At 42.4% G+C, this 15804-nt stretch carries 16 protein-coding genes; 7 read left to right on the top strand and 9 right to left on the bottom strand.

Features of this window, described 5'->3' with window-relative positions; translation table 11 throughout:
* Nucleotides 1–18 precede the first annotated feature (18 nt).
* From HBHAL_RS04610 to HBHAL_RS20330, 5 genes are all read left to right on the top strand, one after another.
* Nucleotides 19–240, top strand: a complete 222-nt coding sequence (locus tag HBHAL_RS04610) for a PLD nuclease N-terminal domain-containing protein (protein ID WP_223254258.1) — start codon at nt 19–21, stop codon at nt 238–240.
* The gene (locus tag HBHAL_RS04605) at nt 237–1160 is read left to right on the top strand and encodes an ABC transporter ATP-binding protein (protein WP_014642194.1); all 924 of its coding nucleotides are present in this window, start codon (nt 237–239) and stop codon (nt 1158–1160) included. Before HBHAL_RS04610 ends, HBHAL_RS04605 begins: the two co-directional genes overlap by 4 nt.
* Nucleotides 1135–1908 (top strand): ABC transporter permease, encoded by a 774-nt coding sequence (locus tag HBHAL_RS04600; RefSeq protein ID WP_014642193.1) that lies wholly within the window; start codon nt 1135–1137, stop codon nt 1906–1908. The genes HBHAL_RS04605 and HBHAL_RS04600 overlap by 26 nt, the downstream gene beginning before the upstream one ends.
* 139 nt (nt 1909–2047) lie before the next feature.
* Entirely contained in the window at nt 2048–2818 is a 771-nt protein-coding gene (locus tag HBHAL_RS04595) for an SDR family NAD(P)-dependent oxidoreductase (RefSeq protein ID WP_014642192.1), read from the top strand.
* A gap of 144 nt (nt 2819–2962) precedes the next feature.
* Nucleotides 2963–3493 carry a DUF6241 domain-containing protein gene (locus HBHAL_RS20330; protein ID WP_223254283.1) on the top strand — a complete coding sequence of 177 codons (531 nt, stop codon included), beginning with the start codon at nt 2963–2965 and terminating at the stop codon, nt 3491–3493.
* Nucleotides 3494–3515: 22 nt separating this feature from the next.
* Here HBHAL_RS20330 and HBHAL_RS04585 read toward each other — a convergent pair whose 3' ends face one another.
* Nucleotides 3516–3926: a GNAT family N-acetyltransferase gene (locus tag HBHAL_RS04585; RefSeq protein WP_014642190.1), complete on the bottom strand. Its 411-nt coding sequence runs from the start codon at nt 3924–3926 to the stop codon at nt 3516–3518.
* Nucleotides 3927–4102: 176 nt separating this feature from the next.
* Between HBHAL_RS04585 and HBHAL_RS04580 the strand changes: the two genes are divergently transcribed.
* Entirely contained in the window at nt 4103–4576 is a 474-nt protein-coding gene (locus HBHAL_RS04580; protein WP_014642189.1) for a putative periplasmic lipoprotein, read from the top strand.
* 209 nt (nt 4577–4785) lie between these two features.
* Here the strand turns inward: HBHAL_RS04580 and HBHAL_RS04575 are convergent, their stop codons facing one another.
* On the bottom strand, nt 4786–5871 hold the full coding sequence (locus HBHAL_RS04575) for a mechanosensitive ion channel family protein (RefSeq protein ID WP_014642188.1): 1086 nt from the start codon (nt 5869–5871) through the stop codon (nt 4786–4788).
* A gap of 16 nt (nt 5872–5887) precedes the next feature.
* Entirely contained in the window at nt 5888–8050 is a 2163-nt protein-coding gene (locus HBHAL_RS04570) for an ATP-dependent helicase (protein WP_014642187.1), read from the bottom strand.
* Nucleotides 8051–8175: 125 nt separating this feature from the next.
* Between HBHAL_RS04570 and HBHAL_RS04565 the strand changes: the two genes are divergently transcribed.
* On the top strand, nt 8176–9291 hold the full coding sequence (locus HBHAL_RS04565) for an oxidoreductase (protein ID WP_014642186.1): 1116 nt from the start codon (nt 8176–8178) through the stop codon (nt 9289–9291).
* Between the two features lie 755 nt (nt 9292–10046).
* On the opposite strand, the gene HBHAL_RS04560 is transcribed toward HBHAL_RS04565, so the two are convergent.
* The 6 genes from HBHAL_RS04560 to nadE all read right to left on the bottom strand — a co-directional run bounded on the left by HBHAL_RS04560 (nt 10047) and on the right by nadE (nt 15773).
* Nucleotides 10047–10787 (bottom strand): STAS domain-containing protein, encoded by a 741-nt coding sequence (locus HBHAL_RS04560; RefSeq protein ID WP_041601198.1) that lies wholly within the window; start codon nt 10785–10787, stop codon nt 10047–10049.
* A gap of 123 nt (nt 10788–10910) precedes the next feature.
* Entirely contained in the window at nt 10911–11117 is a 207-nt protein-coding gene (locus HBHAL_RS04555) for a DUF3006 family protein (RefSeq protein WP_014642184.1), read from the bottom strand.
* Nucleotides 11118–11285: 168 nt separating this feature from the next.
* On the bottom strand, nt 11286–11969 hold the full coding sequence (gene msrA, locus HBHAL_RS04550) for a peptide-methionine (S)-S-oxide reductase MsrA (RefSeq protein WP_014642183.1): 684 nt from the start codon (nt 11967–11969) through the stop codon (nt 11286–11288).
* A gap of 78 nt (nt 11970–12047) precedes the next feature.
* Complete coding sequence (locus tag HBHAL_RS04545) at nt 12048–13964, bottom strand: endonuclease MutS2 (RefSeq protein ID WP_014642182.1); 1917 nt, start codon at nt 13962–13964, stop codon at nt 12048–12050.
* Nucleotides 13965–14455: 491 nt separating this feature from the next.
* Nucleotides 14456–15013: an isochorismatase family cysteine hydrolase gene (locus HBHAL_RS04540; RefSeq protein ID WP_014642181.1), complete on the bottom strand. Its 558-nt coding sequence runs from the start codon at nt 15011–15013 to the stop codon at nt 14456–14458.
* A gap of 10 nt (nt 15014–15023) precedes the next feature.
* A complete protein-coding gene (gene nadE, locus HBHAL_RS04535; protein ID WP_014642180.1) occupies nt 15024–15773 on the bottom strand; it encodes an NAD(+) synthase in 750 nt (249 codons plus the stop codon).
* Nucleotides 15774–15804 lie beyond the last annotated feature (31 nt).

The raw sequence follows: 15804 nt of genomic DNA, 5'->3' as shown, positions 1-15804 counted from the left end.
GAAAGGAGGGTTGTGAGTATGTTCATGATGCAGAATGCTATCCAGTTTTTACAGGAAAATCTAGCTATCATTGCTCCTCTTATCGTCATACAAATCATTCTTATGATTGCTGCCTTAATCAGTTTAATTCGCACAGAAGAAACAAACGGACCGAAATGGGTGTGGGCGTTGGTAATTGTCCTTTTCAACACACTAGGTCCTATCGTTTACTTTATTTTCGGCAGGAGGTTTGACGCGTGATTACGGTACAAAATCTATCCAAAGTCTATCAGAGTAACCGGGCGGTTGATGATATTTCTTTTACATTATCATCCGGGAAGTGTATTGCCCTTCTTGGACCAAACGGAGCCGGAAAAACAACTGCTCTTCGAATGATGGCTGGATTAATCTCCCCTACAAGCGGCACAGTGGAACTTTTAGGGGAGCACTTCGGTGATATTCGCCGTCATATCGGCTATCTCCCTCAACATCCTCATTTCCACTCATGGATGACAGGCAGAGAATTTCTTATCTACGCCGGTAAGCTGGCTCACCTATCTAAGAAAGAAGCCGCTTCCCGTGCGGACCAGCTGCTCACCAGAGTTGGAATCTTTGAAGTAAGGAATAGAAGGATTTCCAAGTATTCCGGGGGAATGAAGCAACGTCTTGGTATAGCGCAGGCACTGATTCATAAGCCTGAGCTGTTGATGCTTGATGAACCCGTTTCCGCGTTAGATCCGATTGGACGGCGTGATGTACTTAATTTAATGGAAGAATTGAAAAAGGAAGCAACCATCCTTTATTCCACCCACATCTTAAACGATGCTGAAGAAACAAGTGATGAAATTCTTCTTATGCATGAAGGGAAAATTGTGGAGTCAGGCTCACTTTCTTCGTTAAAAGCCAGGCATCAAGTTGATAAAATTTCTCTTCAATTTGAAGACAATCCCGAATCTTACAGGCAGAAACTGGACCCTTTAGACGTGGTTACTCGTACGGAAATAATAAAAGAAACGCTCGACGTGTACGTTACAGATCAGGCGCGGGCACGAGAAAACATACTGAATCTGGCATTGCAGGAACACTGGCCGCTTCTTCAGTTTGAAATGGGAAGAATAACACTTGAAGATCTGTTTATGAAGGTGGTGCAAAGTTATGCAGTGGCTGACCGTATTCAATAAAGAACTGTTGGAGTCATGGAGAAATTTTAAATGGATCTGGGTCCCTCTTCTTTTCATTTTGCTTGCCATTACGGATCCACTCACCACTTATTATCTACCTCAAATTCTGGAGGCAACGGGTGGTCTTCCCGAGGGTGCCACTTTTGAAATGCCGGAACCTCCCCCTTCCGAAGTTTTCATGATGAGCGTTTCTCAGCTGAATCTTATTGGAGTGCTGATTATCGCTTTAATTACGATGGGGACCATTTCCGGCGAACGTAAAAGCGGCGTTGCCGAACTAATTCTGGTAAAACCGATTGCTTATCACTCGTACGTTACGGCTAAGTGGGCCGCCTACGCCTTACTCATCTGGGTATCCATTTTTACTGGTCTATTGGCCAGCTGGTATTATGTGAATTTACTCTTCGGTGAAGTATCAGCAAGTAGCCTCTTGCGAATGGTTTTCTTTTACGGCTTATGGATGACACTCATTCTTACCATCAGCATTTTTATGAATACATTAAGTAAAACAGCCGGTCTTGTCTTATTCTTTACGATAACGCTCGTGATTGCCTTGAATCTTCTTAGCAGTATTTTTGCTCATGTGGTGGAATGGAGCCCGGCTCTAATCAGTTCGCACCTTAGAAATGCCTTAATCTCAGGAGAGTTATCAAGCGCCCTGTGGGGAAGCGCCGGAACAGCTGTCCTATTTATCATTCTCCTGCTCGCAGGCGCAGCCCATACCCTGAAACACAAAGAGATCTCCTGATCATGAAAAATTTACACAACCAAAATATTCCACCTCAGGTCATCCAGTTTTTGGGTATACTTAAGGTAGAAGATTGTCCTTGGTCTGGTTCGGGTATAGACTGAGGGCAAACTATTATTGCAGAAGGAGAGATCTATTTATGAAACCAACCGCTCTAATTACGGGAGCTTCAGGTGGAATCGGCTACGAATTTGCCCGCCTGTTTGCTAAATCAGGCTATAATCTTATTGTTGTCGCCCGATCTGAAGATAAACTAATGCAGCTGAAAGAAGAATTAGGTGAACATCCCGTCACGATCATTCCTCATGACCTATCTGAACCTGGCGCCGCTGAAGTTCTCTATAGTAAAGTGAAAGAACTCGGGCTTACAGTGGAAGTGCTTGTGAATAATGCAGGTTTTGGATTAAACGGTCAGTTTGATGAACTTCCCCTTCTCGACCAACAGAAAATGCTTCAAGTCAACGTAAACACCCTTACAGAATTAACTCATTTATTCTTACAGGATATTAAAAAAGCACCTCTACCTGATATACCCAAAGGGGTCATCAATGTCGCAAGCACCGCCGCTTTCCAGCCGGGGCCTAAGATGGCTGTGTACTATGCCTCAAAGGCTTACGTCCTATCATTCTCTGAAGCATTAGTCGAAGAACTCCGCGGAACAGGTATTACCGTGTCCACCCTTTGCCCTGGAGCAACCGATACAAACTTCTTCAAAACGGCTAAAGCCGAGCACACAAAACTGGTAAAAAGCACGATGTCTCCTGTAGATGTAGCGAAAGCCGGCTTTCTCGGTTTCGTGAAAGGAAAAAGAGTGATCGTTCCAGGAGCAGCCAACCAGTCCATGGCCTACGCTTCTAAATTCGTCCCTCGTTCCACTGCAGCTAAACTGGCTCACTATATGGACCAATAGTCACTTTGAGTGACACAGGTATACATCTTTATCCTCATAAAAACAAGGAGCAAACTTCAAAGTTTGCTCCTTGTTGTGTATAATTGGAAGATCATGTTTATTTCTTTCAAGTAAGATGAGGAGAGGGGACTAGTTTTGAAAAAAATGATCGGGTACACTTTATTCATAACCCTTCTGGTCGTAGGTGCTGGAGGATGGGTTGTACAAAAATATATTTTCACACCAGGTGAGGATAAGGAAGTCGGCTCCCCAGAAGATCTGCGCGAAGCGGAAGAAGTGATTACAGGGGCTGTGTCAGAGGAAGAACTAGACCGTTATGAAGAAGCAGGTAAAAATCCATTTGGAAAGGATACGCCTGCAGACGAGTTGACGGATTATCATTATAAAGAGTACATACATGGAATGTCTCATCAAAAAGTAGAAGCTTCTAAAAAGTGGGGGTTCTATGAAATCCATCCCGAGCGAATAACCTGGCTGCTTGAAGGTCTTGACCAGACAGACGTAGAACATAAGCAGCTGTACAAGGATATTCTGGTTAAATGGAAGGAAGAGGACTTCTCCACCATAGATGAGGATCACAATGCTATTTGGAATTTACAGAATGGCACGATTGGAAAAGCCACCGGAATCCTCTCTCCGACTGAAGAGAAAGAATATATAGAGGGCAAAAAGTAAACCTAAAAAAACACTCGGAGCCTCAGCTCCGAGCGTTTTTCATTTCTTCTGGTGATTTTCTAAAACCATAAAACGAACGATATCCGCGATTTTCATAATATTCGTGGGAAGAAGTGGTAGCAAGCATCTCTACTCGCGTACTCGGGTAACATTCATGAGCGGTCCGGACTAGCTGCTCACTAATCCCCTGATTACGGTGACTTTCCTTAATCAGAATCTCACAAATATAAAGCGTCACAGCTCCATCTGTAAGTCCGCGCAGATAGCCGACTACTTCCCCATCTTCTTCAGCTACAAGAGCAGGCTCTGAATTCAACCAGGAACAACACGTTTCTTCATTTCTTTCAATCAGTCCGTTCCATCCCTCTTTCTCATTTAATTGCTGGATGTCGTGAAAGTCCTTTTCTAAAAACGATCGTATTTGAACGGTCATCCAAATTCTTCCTTTCCTGTTGAGTTGCCCTCACTCTAGCGTCGTCGTCTATTCTCTTTGTAGGCTGAGTTCCCTTATTAGTTCATCTACAAACTAGAAACCCTATCCAATCTCTAATACTTTTGTGCTAAAATTACAAGGGAGAATTTTTACCTGGTCATAAGGAGAGACACCATATGAAAAAAACTCTTACATTTCTTGCTGTTCTAATTTTTTTAGCCGGATGTTCATCTGCCGACTTAGCCTTAAGCGACTTAAAAGCCAATTATCCTAGTTCATTTGCAGAACCAATTGAAACTCTTCCGGAAAGTAAACAGGAACGGGTCGGTCTTCCGGATGAGCTTCCTTTTGAGGTGAAAGCTGTGGAAGCTTCTGTCGAGGAAAAAAAAGTAACGGTTCGTTATCAGTCTACAAAAACTCATGATTTAACCGTCACCACCTTATTTGATCCGACTGGAGAGATGGCGGAAACAGACTTGCAGATTCCATTAAATTCTGGTTCCGTGGCCGGAGTACGGGAAGAGGAAAAACAAGTTTTTGTCGAATGGTACAATAGTGATGAGGATGTCATTTACCAAATCGATTACAGAGCCGTGGATAAAGAAAAGCAGACTCAGCAAGCCATGGATATCGCAAATTCCATGAATTAAGAAGACGTTCAGGGTAGGACCTGAGCGTTTTTTTATACGCTTCAACGGATACCCTGCCTTCTTCCTCGCAATTTGTTTAATAATAAGGAACTCTTACTATACTAAAATAACTTGCAATCGTAATTATCTCAAAATTCCATCAATTATACAAATGGAAAGCCGGAGTATAAAAAAAGCCTGAATCTCATCCGATTCAGACTTCCCATGTTTTAACTTTTCCATTTCTCTATAATCTTCTCATCTACACTCCTCACATGCAGATCTCTCTGTGGGAATGGAATTTCTACACCGTTTTCTCTGAAGATTGCATCAATCCTGAAGTTTAAATTGCTGCGGATTCGTATCACATGCTGAGGATCCGAGATCCATACAAACAGCTCGAAATTTAAAGAGGAATCTCCAAACTCTTTAAAATTAATAAAGGGCTCCGGGCTCTGGCGAACGGTTGGTGAAACCCCTGCTTCATCTTCCGCTACCTGCAGCAAAAGTTTTTTCACTAAAGGCACATCACTCCCATAAGCGACCCCCACCGGCATAACTAACCTCATTACTTTATCGCTATACGATCGATTAATCACATGCTCTTCCAGAAAATACGAATTGGGAACAATAATATGTTCATTATCCAAGGTTTTAATAACGGTTGCTCTCATATTTATACGCTGTACGTCACCAATAATTTCGTCCACAATGACCCGGTCACCTACTTTTATCGGCCTTTCAAATAAAAGAATAATTCCGGAAATGAAATTAGAGGCAATATTCTGCATCCCGAAACCAATCCCGACTCCTATGACTCCAGCAAAAACCGTAAGAGCGCTCAACTCGAACCCTACCGTAGATAAACTGATTATAATAGCCAGTACCATGATTAAATAATGAAACGCTTTGTCGAACGTAAACTGTACGCCGCGATCCAGTTCATACCGCTTATACACTCCCGGAAACACATATCCGCGAAAAAGCTTGGATATGCGATTTGTAAGAGAAATAATCAGTACAGCTATAATCAGTAAGAACACAGATACTGGTTCTGAACCAATCGTAAATAGAGCACTGAACATCCACTGGGCACTTCGAAAATGAAAAAGAGTATAGATGACAACTCCATATAAGGCAATCCAATTAATAATGCTTTGCATCATATAAAAAATTCTCGATCGTTCCTCTTTATTAGAGCTCCATTTCTTCAAAGTGCCAATAAGAATACCTCTCACCACAATTACCGAAATCAGTACAACCGCAAATACTACAAATGAATTCATCCAAAGTTCATTGCCAGATAGATTCTTCACACAACCGATCCTTCCTTTAGGATTCTTCTAGTTTCTCGAGTTTCTTGAAATTCCTGCTGATCGGTCTCGGTGCTTTCAGATTATCAAAGAACACTCGGTAAGTATTTTTCTTTTCATCTATATCCACAATCTCACCTTCTCCGAATACAGGGTGTTTCACCCGGGCGCCCTTTTCAAAAAAGACTGCAGGAGCCTTTTCCTTACTGTGATGGGTCGCTCGTATATATTCTTTCGCTTCTTCAATGAGGGCTTCATCTAATTCTCCGATTCTTTCATAGAGATCATCTTCCACTTCAAAAATGAAACGGGACGGATATTTCTTCTGGCCACCATTTTGAAACCCTTCAGATTCAGTTAAGTAAAGCTCTCGTTCAGCACGGGTCACCGCCACATAAGCCAGCCGCCGCTCCTCTTCAAGCGCCCGCTCTTTTCTTTCTCTGAGCGCACGCACATTTGGCAGCACGCTTTCTGTCATCCCTACTACAAATACATAAGGAAACTCAAGCCCTTTAGCCGTATGAATGGTCATCAGCTTAACAGAATCTAGTTGATCGTCACGTTCATTATCGGTGTACAACGAAATCATCTGAAGATATTCTTCCAGATTAATATCTTCCCCTAGTGTCTGCTCATATTGAAAGATAGAATGAAGTAATTCAGTCAGGTTATCCAGGCGCTCCTGGTCTCCATCTTCCCGCCGGTACGCTTCGTAACCTGTTTTCTGCAGTGCTTCCTGAAGTAATTCAGAAACTTTCAACTCATCTTTTCGATTCTTTAAATATTCAATAGCTTCGATAAATGAATGAGCACCTGTTGATTTGAACCGTTCGTGATCTTTATATTTTTTTAAAGTTTCATACAAAGATAGATTCTCTGCTTCAGCTCGTTCACGAAGAAACTGCATTCGCTTTTTACCAATCTGCCGCTTGGGAACATTTACAATTCTGGAAAATGACAGGTCATCTGCCGCAGCAGTCATACGTAAGTGAGCCAGGGCATCTTTTATTTCCAGTCGATCAAAGAATTTAAAGCCCCCAAAAATTGTGTACTCAATGTTAGCACTGATAAGTTCCTGTTCAATGGAACGCGACAGATAGTTCGCCCGGTATAGTATCGCAATGTCACTATAGTTTGCCTGCCGGGCTTCCACAATCTCCTTGATCCGGTTCACCACCCACTTCGCCTCATCCACTTCATTCTTTCCGTGATAATGAACGACTTTCACACCAGATGGATTGCTAGTTTCCATATCCTTATCCACACGGAAATAGTTATTCTGGATAAGGGCATTTCCAAGGGAAAGAATCTCCGGGGTAGAACGGTAATTCTGCTTTAAAAAGATCGTCTGTGTGTCAGGAAAATACTTTTCAAAATCAACCATGTACTTAGGATCAGCCCCCCTCCACTCATAGATGGTCTGATCAGGATCCCCCACTGCAAAGAGGTTTCCATGATTGGCCGAAAGCTTTTTCACTAACTCAAATTGCTTCAGGCTGCTGTCCTGAAACTCATCCACTTGAATATAGAAAAGACGATCCTGCCATTTCTCCAGTACTTCCTGATACTGGTCAAAAAGGACAAACACAAAATTAAGAAGATCATCAAAATCAAGGCCATACACACGCTTTTGTTTCTTTAAATAGCGCTGGATAATTTGACCGTCCATATCTCCAGCCGCTTCCACAGAAGGCATCTCCCCTCGCAAAATCATTTGCTGAACGTAATGAGTGTTTGCCTTGAGAATTCCTATCTTATCTAGCAGCCGCTTAAAGGTTTTATCGTTCATTTTTAAATCCATATCTTCAAAAATTTCTCTCAGCAGAATTTTCTGGTCTTCCACATCTAAAATGATAAAATTCTTAGGATAAAACAATCGGTGGATATCCTCTCGAAGTACACGAACACAAAATCCGTGATATGTGGTAATAAACCCAGTATCCTGCTCCCCGCCGATCAGCTTCTTCACACGTCGCCTCATTTCATGAGCAGCCTTATTTGTGAATGTGACCGAAAGTATATTGGAAGGATCTACCCCGAGTTCATTTACAATAAGTGCGTAACGATGGGTCAGGGCACGCGTTTTTCCTGAGCCTGCTCCGGCAATGACCCGGATAAATCCTTCAGTGGAAACGACAGCTTCCTGTTGGGATTCATTTAATTCTGCAAGAAGTTCTTCCATAAAAAGTACTCACCTTTCAAAGAACATTTGTTTGTATTATAGCATATCAGGGAAGATAGTCAGCAGACCCAGCTGTTTAAAAAAAGCGCGTAGAGGTTATGAAATCCAAGAAGGAGTTGAATAATATGAAGGAACAACATCAACCATTGTTTGAAAGTAAAACCATAAATGACCGTACGTTTGCCAACCGCTATGTTGTAGCACCGATGACCCGTGTAAGTGCCGAGAATAATGGAATGCCAAATGATACGATGAAAAAATATTATGAACGCTATGCTAAAGGCGGGTTCGGGACCGTCATTACGGAAGGAGTCTATCCTGATGAACGATTTTCACAAGGATATCCTAATCAGCCCGGCCTCGCAAATGAAGCTCAGCGCGATGCTTGGAAGCCAATTGTGAAAAGTGTTCAGGAACATGGAGCGCTTTTCATTGCGCAAATTATGCATGCAGGCGCACAATCGCAGGAAAATCCATATGCTGAACACAATATCGGTCCCTCCCAAGTAGCCCCGAAGAATGATAAGCTATCTTTCTATGGAGGAGAAGGTCCTTTTCCTGAGCCGAAGAGAATGAGTCACGACGATATACAAACAGCTGTGGAATCCTTCGGCCGCTCTGCTGAACTTGCTAAAGAAGCTGGTTTCGATGGTGTAGAAATTCATGGAGCAAACGGCTATTTAATAGATCAGTTTCTAACTGATTATTTCAACCGTAGAGAAGATGAATTCGGCGGCGATACCAAAAACCGACTTCGTTTTGCTCTTGAGGTTATTAAAGAAGTTCGGAAAAAAGTCGGAAAGGACTTTATCGTAGGAATTCGCATCTCTCAAGGGAAAGCCTCCGATGCCGATCATCGATGGGCGCTTGGAGAATCGGACGCCGATACTATTTTCAGCACCCTTGGAAGCGAATCTCTCGATTATATCCATGTTACAGATGACGATGCTGAGAAACCTGGATTCGGTCAGGGCTCTATGTCCATGGCTGAAGCAGCTAAGAAACACAGTAATATTCCGGTCATCGCAAACGGTAAATTAGCTGATCCGGAAAAAGCCGTTTATATGCTGAACAACGGACATGCCGATTTTGTGAGTTTAGGTACCAGCGCGCTTCAAAATCCTGATGCCCCGAAGCGAATTAAACAGGAGAAAGCTCTGGAAGAATTTGATTTCGGTTCAATTATGCTCCCACAGGCTCACATTAAAGACCATGAATTAAACAAGCATATTATCGTATAATCCCCAAAAAACCCCGCCTCTGACCATTTATCTATTAAATGGAATGAGGCGGGGTTTTTTATTTATAGAACATTGTAAAATCCCACTGGTAATATTGCAGGAAAGCTCCCCTTACTTAAAGACTCAGTTTCGAGACATTGGAGGAGCGGAAGGTCCTCCGGGGGACGATTTCGCTTTCCGGCCCTGCACGATGCAGGGTCGTTCGACGTTGCCACAGGACGTGGCGATCTTAGTCGAACATCCCTTGTGCTGAGCTTCCTCGGGCTTAACAGCCCTGCGGGATCTCACCGATCATGTTCATCCCCAGGAGTCTACATCGTCCCCCTCCGGACCTGGTCGAATAAGAAACTCGAAACCATTTAAAACGTCGATGAGTTGATGAGAAATAAGCATGTACTCATGACGCTATTTTTATGCTCTAACGATGTGAAATAGCCTGTCATAAAAGCATTTAGGATCGATAAGAAACAGTTCAATTTCTCCTATAAAAGCGTCCGTTATTCTCACTCGGCTGGGTTGGTGGGGAAATGGCGAGACTCCCATGGGAGAAGGAACTAGGTAAGATCCCGCAGGGAGTGACAACGAGCGAGGAAGCTTACCGTTCCCCCATAGGAAAGCGAGCTATTTCCCCACCAGCCCTTCTCCAAATATCGTAATGGACCAGAATTATCTCGAAACTGAGTCTTCCACAATCCGACCTATTGTGTAATAAGCCGGTTTTTAAAATCAATAAAAACTTTTAACGTAGTATCACATTAAAAGTTTGCTTTTAAACCGGTTTCTAAAAAATATTTAGTCGCCTGGCTTATGTTCATAAAGGTGCGAACATCATTCAGCATAATGTTATTTTCTGTGAACTGTCTAACCACTTTAGGACGCATCCCTGCCAGAACCACTTCAATTCCCAGTAATTTCAAGCTATGCATTAAATCTCTAAGCAGCACCGTCCATTCCTGGTCAATTTCTGAGATGCCGGAAAACTGGATTACCAGGCGGGTTACGTTTTGTTCCTGGCATTGTACAGGGACTTTTTCCAGCAGAATCAAACGCTGCTCTTCTCTTAAAATCGGCTGCAAAGGTAACAGCGCATAGCCCTTGGCGATTGTGACCACATTCGCCGTCATCTCCTCAATCATATGTATGAGATGCTTTTCTGTCTGGAATTGTTCTGTAATATCTATAATACGGCTTAACACGTACCATTCGCCCTCATGGATAAAACGCTTCGTCTTAAATTGGAGCATCATCTCTTTCCCGCGCCAATGAAATTCCATAGACTCTACTGTGATATCTTTTTCTCTTTCAATCGTATGGGTAATCACACGTTTGGACTGAGGTAAATTGGGATAAATATCGTGAATGTGCTCTCCGACAACCCTTTCTTCTTCTAATTGAAACATTTGAACATAGGCAGGATTAACGTACGTCACTTTGAATTCTTTGTTTAGAATCAATACACCTTCATCTAAAAGATCCATAGCATTTCGCAAGAGCACCTTCATTTCCCCCTCGGTGTGTATCTTACTTTTATTATGAAGGTATTAAGGAGAAAATCAAGAACATTCGACTTAATTTTCAGAAAAAATAAACCAGGGAATGTCCCTGGTTTCTACAACGGCTTATGCCTTTTCCATTTTATCTACTTTAGATATAATTTCCACGTGCTTTAAGTTCCCAATATTGTCAAAATCGATCTTAATAAAATCTCCGGGTTTGGCGAACGCAATTAAACGCTCCTTTAATACAGATATTTCATTATTATGAGCATCCTCTTGAATCAGAATGGCATAAGCCCCTTCAAAGCGATCCAATTTGTAGTTGTTCACCTAATTCATCCCCTCTGTAATTTTGAAAAAATGGTGATAAGTACGTATATATACTCTCGTTCCCTTCTAATTGTATGAATAAACTTGTCGAAATTTGGAAGAAGCTCATAGATAAAGGATTTCGGTTTGTATTTTATAACTCCCCTTGACCTGCAAGGGGAGTTCTTATCATTTCTTCGGTAAATCTAGTTCCCTATCGCTTCCCCATGTATCCTCCAGATAATCATCACGGCCAGAGTTACCACGGTAAAAATCATATCGAACCTTATTTTTCTTATAATAATCCTGGTGATATTCTTCAGCCCGGTAAAATTCTTCAGCCTGCTGCACAGGGGTCACAATTTCACTTTCGAAACGACCGGATTCCGCCTGCTGCTGTTTGGATTCCATGGCTGCTTGTTTCTGTTCTTCATTATGATAAAAGATCCCTGTCGTGTATTGAAACCCGCGATCAACGAATTGCCCTTCATCATCGGTCGGATTAATCTGACGCCAAAATACTTGTAAGAGCTGTTCGTACGAAATCACTTCCGGGTCATAGTAGACCTGTACGGCTTCCACATGGCCGGTTCCACCGGAGGAAACCTCTTTATAAGAAGGGTTTTTGGTATCGCCACCCGTGTAACCTGAGACAACCTCCTGAATGCCTTTCAATTTTTCAAAAGGCGGTTCCATGCACCAGAAACAGCCCCCTGCAAAGGTAGCAACCTGATAGCCTTCTGGAACCTGCTCCTGCGTTATAGCTTCACTTTCATAATTTCTTTTCGTCAAATAGGCATAAGCTTCTGGAATCGCAAAAATCCCAATGATCACGAGCACGCCGGCTATAATCAACCATTTTTTCCGCTTCATCTTGATGCCCACCTTTATAGCTTTATTTACCTTCATCATAGCATGGGAACTCGATTACCTTCTAGGAATATGCAGGCCTCAATCTTCTTCCTCCAGGATCAGACCCTCCACATGTTTCCGATCCAGCTGCTTTCGAACTTTCCGGTATTCTTTAGACTTGAAGATAATATCGAAGTCATAATCCTCAGGATATAAATCTTCAGCACGAATGTGGAGCTTAAGGCGTTTGTGATTGTAGGTGAACTTCTCTCCTTTCACCTGCACCACATAGTTGCCTGTTTGATCTGGACCTTTATATACAATGGCGGTTTCTCCTGTAGCCTGAATAATTACATTATCCCCCATTTGAAAATGCGGTTTTTCGGTCGCAGACACCCGGGGAGTTTTCCCTCTTCTGTAACGATTTACGGCTGCCTGGCGTTTATATTCTGTTTCCTTTAACTTCTGATCACTAACCTGAAAATCTCCCTCCTGCTTATAAGTGATCGAGTACGCCTGGTTTAAAATCTCCGGATGAAGACCTAATTTATGAGCAATATCAAAAGCCTGACTTCTCCCCGAGGTTCCAAGAAGCAGCCGGTAGGTTGGCTTAAGCGTTTCAAGGTCGAATTCCATTGCCCCATTCATAAATCCTGGCTTATGCCGGGCGTACTCCTTCATTTCACTATAATGGGTGGTCGCAAGGATGGTGGCCCCCTTTTCCGAGAGCTTATCGAGTATGGCTGTTGCAAGCCCCATCCCTTCTCCAGGATCTGTCCCTGATCCAATTTCATCTAGTAAAAGCATCGAATGATCATTAGCCTCTCTCAAAATATCAATTAAGTTAACAAGTCTTGAACTAAAAGTACTTAAGTTCTCTTCAATGCTCTGCCCATCTCCAATATCCACAAATATCTGCTGAAAAACAGGTAGTACACTGCCTTTTTCTGCCGGAATCGGAAGACCGGACTGAGCCATGAGACAGAGCAGTCCCACCGTCTTCAGTGTTACCGTTTTCCCTCCTGTATTAGGTCCCGTAATGAGTAAAGCCTGGTCTTCTGAATTCATTTGGATACTTAATGGAACGGCCTTTTCACCAAGCATTGGGTGTCTCGCCATGCTGATACGAAGCGTAAAGTCTTCGGAGAATTCCGGTGCTGTCCCGTTGATCATGCGGCTGTATTTCCCTTTGGCAAAAATAACATCATATTCATGCATGGTTTCCATTGCAAGATTTAACTCTGACTCGTGGTCCAGCACTTCTGCTGTCATTGTATAAAGAATCTGTTCCACTTCATGTTCTTCATTCATGCGCAGTAACTGCAACTCTTCCTGAAGATTGGCGAGCTCTTCTGGTTCAACAAAAAGGGTAGCTCCTGAAGCAGATTGATCGACAATGCCTCCTTTAATTTTGTTCCGGTTTTCTCTTTTAATCGGGAGAGTCCATCGTCCATCTTTCTCGACGGGTCTTGGTTCCTGCATGATCGTTTTATATTTTTTTGCCTGAGCCTCTGTCCTTTCCTTCAATCGGCTTTGTTTCGTTTGAATCTGCTTGCGGATCTTAGCTAAATTCTTAGAAGCATAATCATCCACCTGTCCGTGACGAATCACCTGATGGATATCCTCCTCCAGCCTGCTTAAGTCAGAAATAGAGGAAGCATATAGACTGATTATCGGAGCAATAATCTCTTTATCCTGCATAAAACGCTTCAACTTTGTACAATGATCCAAAAATGAAAGCAATGCTGAAAATTGGTTTGCGCGAATGAACATCCCCTTTTTTCCTTGTTCAAGCATATCCGTTACATCCTCCAATGTATGGATGGGGATGTTTCCACTTGTGTTTAAAATAGCTACGGCCTCTTTCACCTCTTCATGCCAGCGGTTCATGGCTTTTATATTACGTACTGGCCGTAAGGATTCAATTGATTCTTTTCCGGGCTTTGTAAAAGCAAGTTGGCTCACTATTTTCAATATCTCAAAAAATTCTAAAGTCTTGTACGTGCGTTCGTTCATGGGTGACTCCTCCTCTTAAGGGTTCAATTTTCTATAATGGACTAAAGGGCAGATTTTTGGGTGACAAAAGGGGGCTGGAAAATCGAACCGTTTGCCCTGCACTCTTTCTCTGCCAATAAATAAAAAAAGCCACGGCAAGCAGATACGCTTGCCGTGGCTTGATTAGAACAGACCTCACTAATAAGTGAAGGCTCCTATTCCGCCAACAGAGAATATAAAAAAGCTATGACTGAATAAGCCAGTCATAGCTTCGTTTATATCCTCAACGTGCTACGCTTATGCTTGTTCTTAACTGTTCCTGAAAAATGGGTTTACAAACAAGACGTGTCAGATGCACGCCTTTTTCCCATTGCTTCATCAGGACTCTATCCAATTTCGGATTAGTTAAGAACAACCACACTCATAAATCATTCTCCTCTTATTGAAAGGATGTTTGTTGGCGGAACAGGTGTCTGCTCCTTTTTTTAATATATGTGCTGAAGAAGGAAATGTCAATCCTCAAAAATGGACTGGTACCTTTCTTCAGTGGTTGGTGCTGTACTCGTAAATAAGGAGCGCTCAATAATTTTGAGGGCATTTTCATTGCCTTCTGCTTTTTCTGAGGCCGTGCAATCTTCCGGAACCCACAAATTGTACTCACGCATGTACGCGTCATTTGCTGTGAATAAAACGCAGATATCTCCTGCAATTCCAGTTAAAATGAGGTTCTTCACACCTAATTGATTGAGCAGGATATCAAGCTGAGTTCCAAAAAAGCCTGAATGCTTAGGCTTAATGATGAAATAGTCATCTTCATCAGGAAGAATTTGATTGATAACCGATTCTCCCTGTCCCTTCCTGCATTCATCAATCAAGTCAGATACATTATCCTGCCAAAGACCAAAGTTATCATTAACATAAATGACAGGTAAGCCTTCTTTTTGCATTTCCTTTTTAAAAGATTGGAGGTTTTCAACCATAGGCTTTGTATTCTCAAGAAGGTCTTCGCCTCCGTTAAAATCCATTTTATTGATCATATCAATGATAATGAGCGCTGTATCGTTTTCCATGTAACAAAACTCACTTTCCGTTGTATTTTTCCGGACCTGCTGGAATCTGACGCTTATGCTCTGTTTTCTCATGCAGATCCTTCAGGAGTTTTTCATCCTCTGGGTTTATTTGTTCTCCGCGTAAGTAAGCATCTATCGTGTCATAGGAAAGACCAAGTTCTTCTTCATCGGACTGTCCTTCCCATAATTCTGCACTCGGCTTCTTATGAATAATGGCATCTGTTACGTTAAGTGCCTTGGCCATTTCCCTTACTTCTTCTTTTCTCATATTAATAAGAGGGACTAAGTCCACGCCACCGTCTCCGTACTTCGTAAAGTAACCTGTATAATCTTCGGGAGCATTATCTGTGCCTACGACTAGATAATTATAATTATTAGCGACAGCATAAAGCGTGCTCATACGCAGGCGGGCCTGAAGATTCGCTCCACCCAATTGGGATTTATCACTATTCCAATCGCCTTTCTTTTCGAGTTCTTCCTGAATAGTTGAATACGTGGTTTCATAAGACGACGTTAGATTAATTCCTACATAATCAAGGTCAGCGCCTTCTACTACATTCAAAGCATCGGTCTGGTCTTTTACTTCCTGATTAATAGGAAGCAGTACACCTAAAGAGTTTTCGGGGAATGCTCGTTTAATTAAATACGAAACTACAGCTGAATCGATCCCCCCGCTGATACCTACAAGAACTCCATCCGCTCCTGCCTCTTTTACTTTACCTTGTAACCATTCAGTTAAATAATCGATTCTTTCCTTCATTCTAATTTCCCCCTTCGTAATTTACACTATA

This window comes from Halobacillus halophilus DSM 2266 (assembly GCF_000284515.1).
Taxonomy (GTDB): domain Bacteria; phylum Bacillota; class Bacilli; order Bacillales; family Halobacillaceae; genus Halobacillus; species Halobacillus halophilus.
The sequence above is the reverse complement of the archived record's forward strand: the minus strand, read 5'-3'. Positions and strand labels throughout refer to the sequence as shown.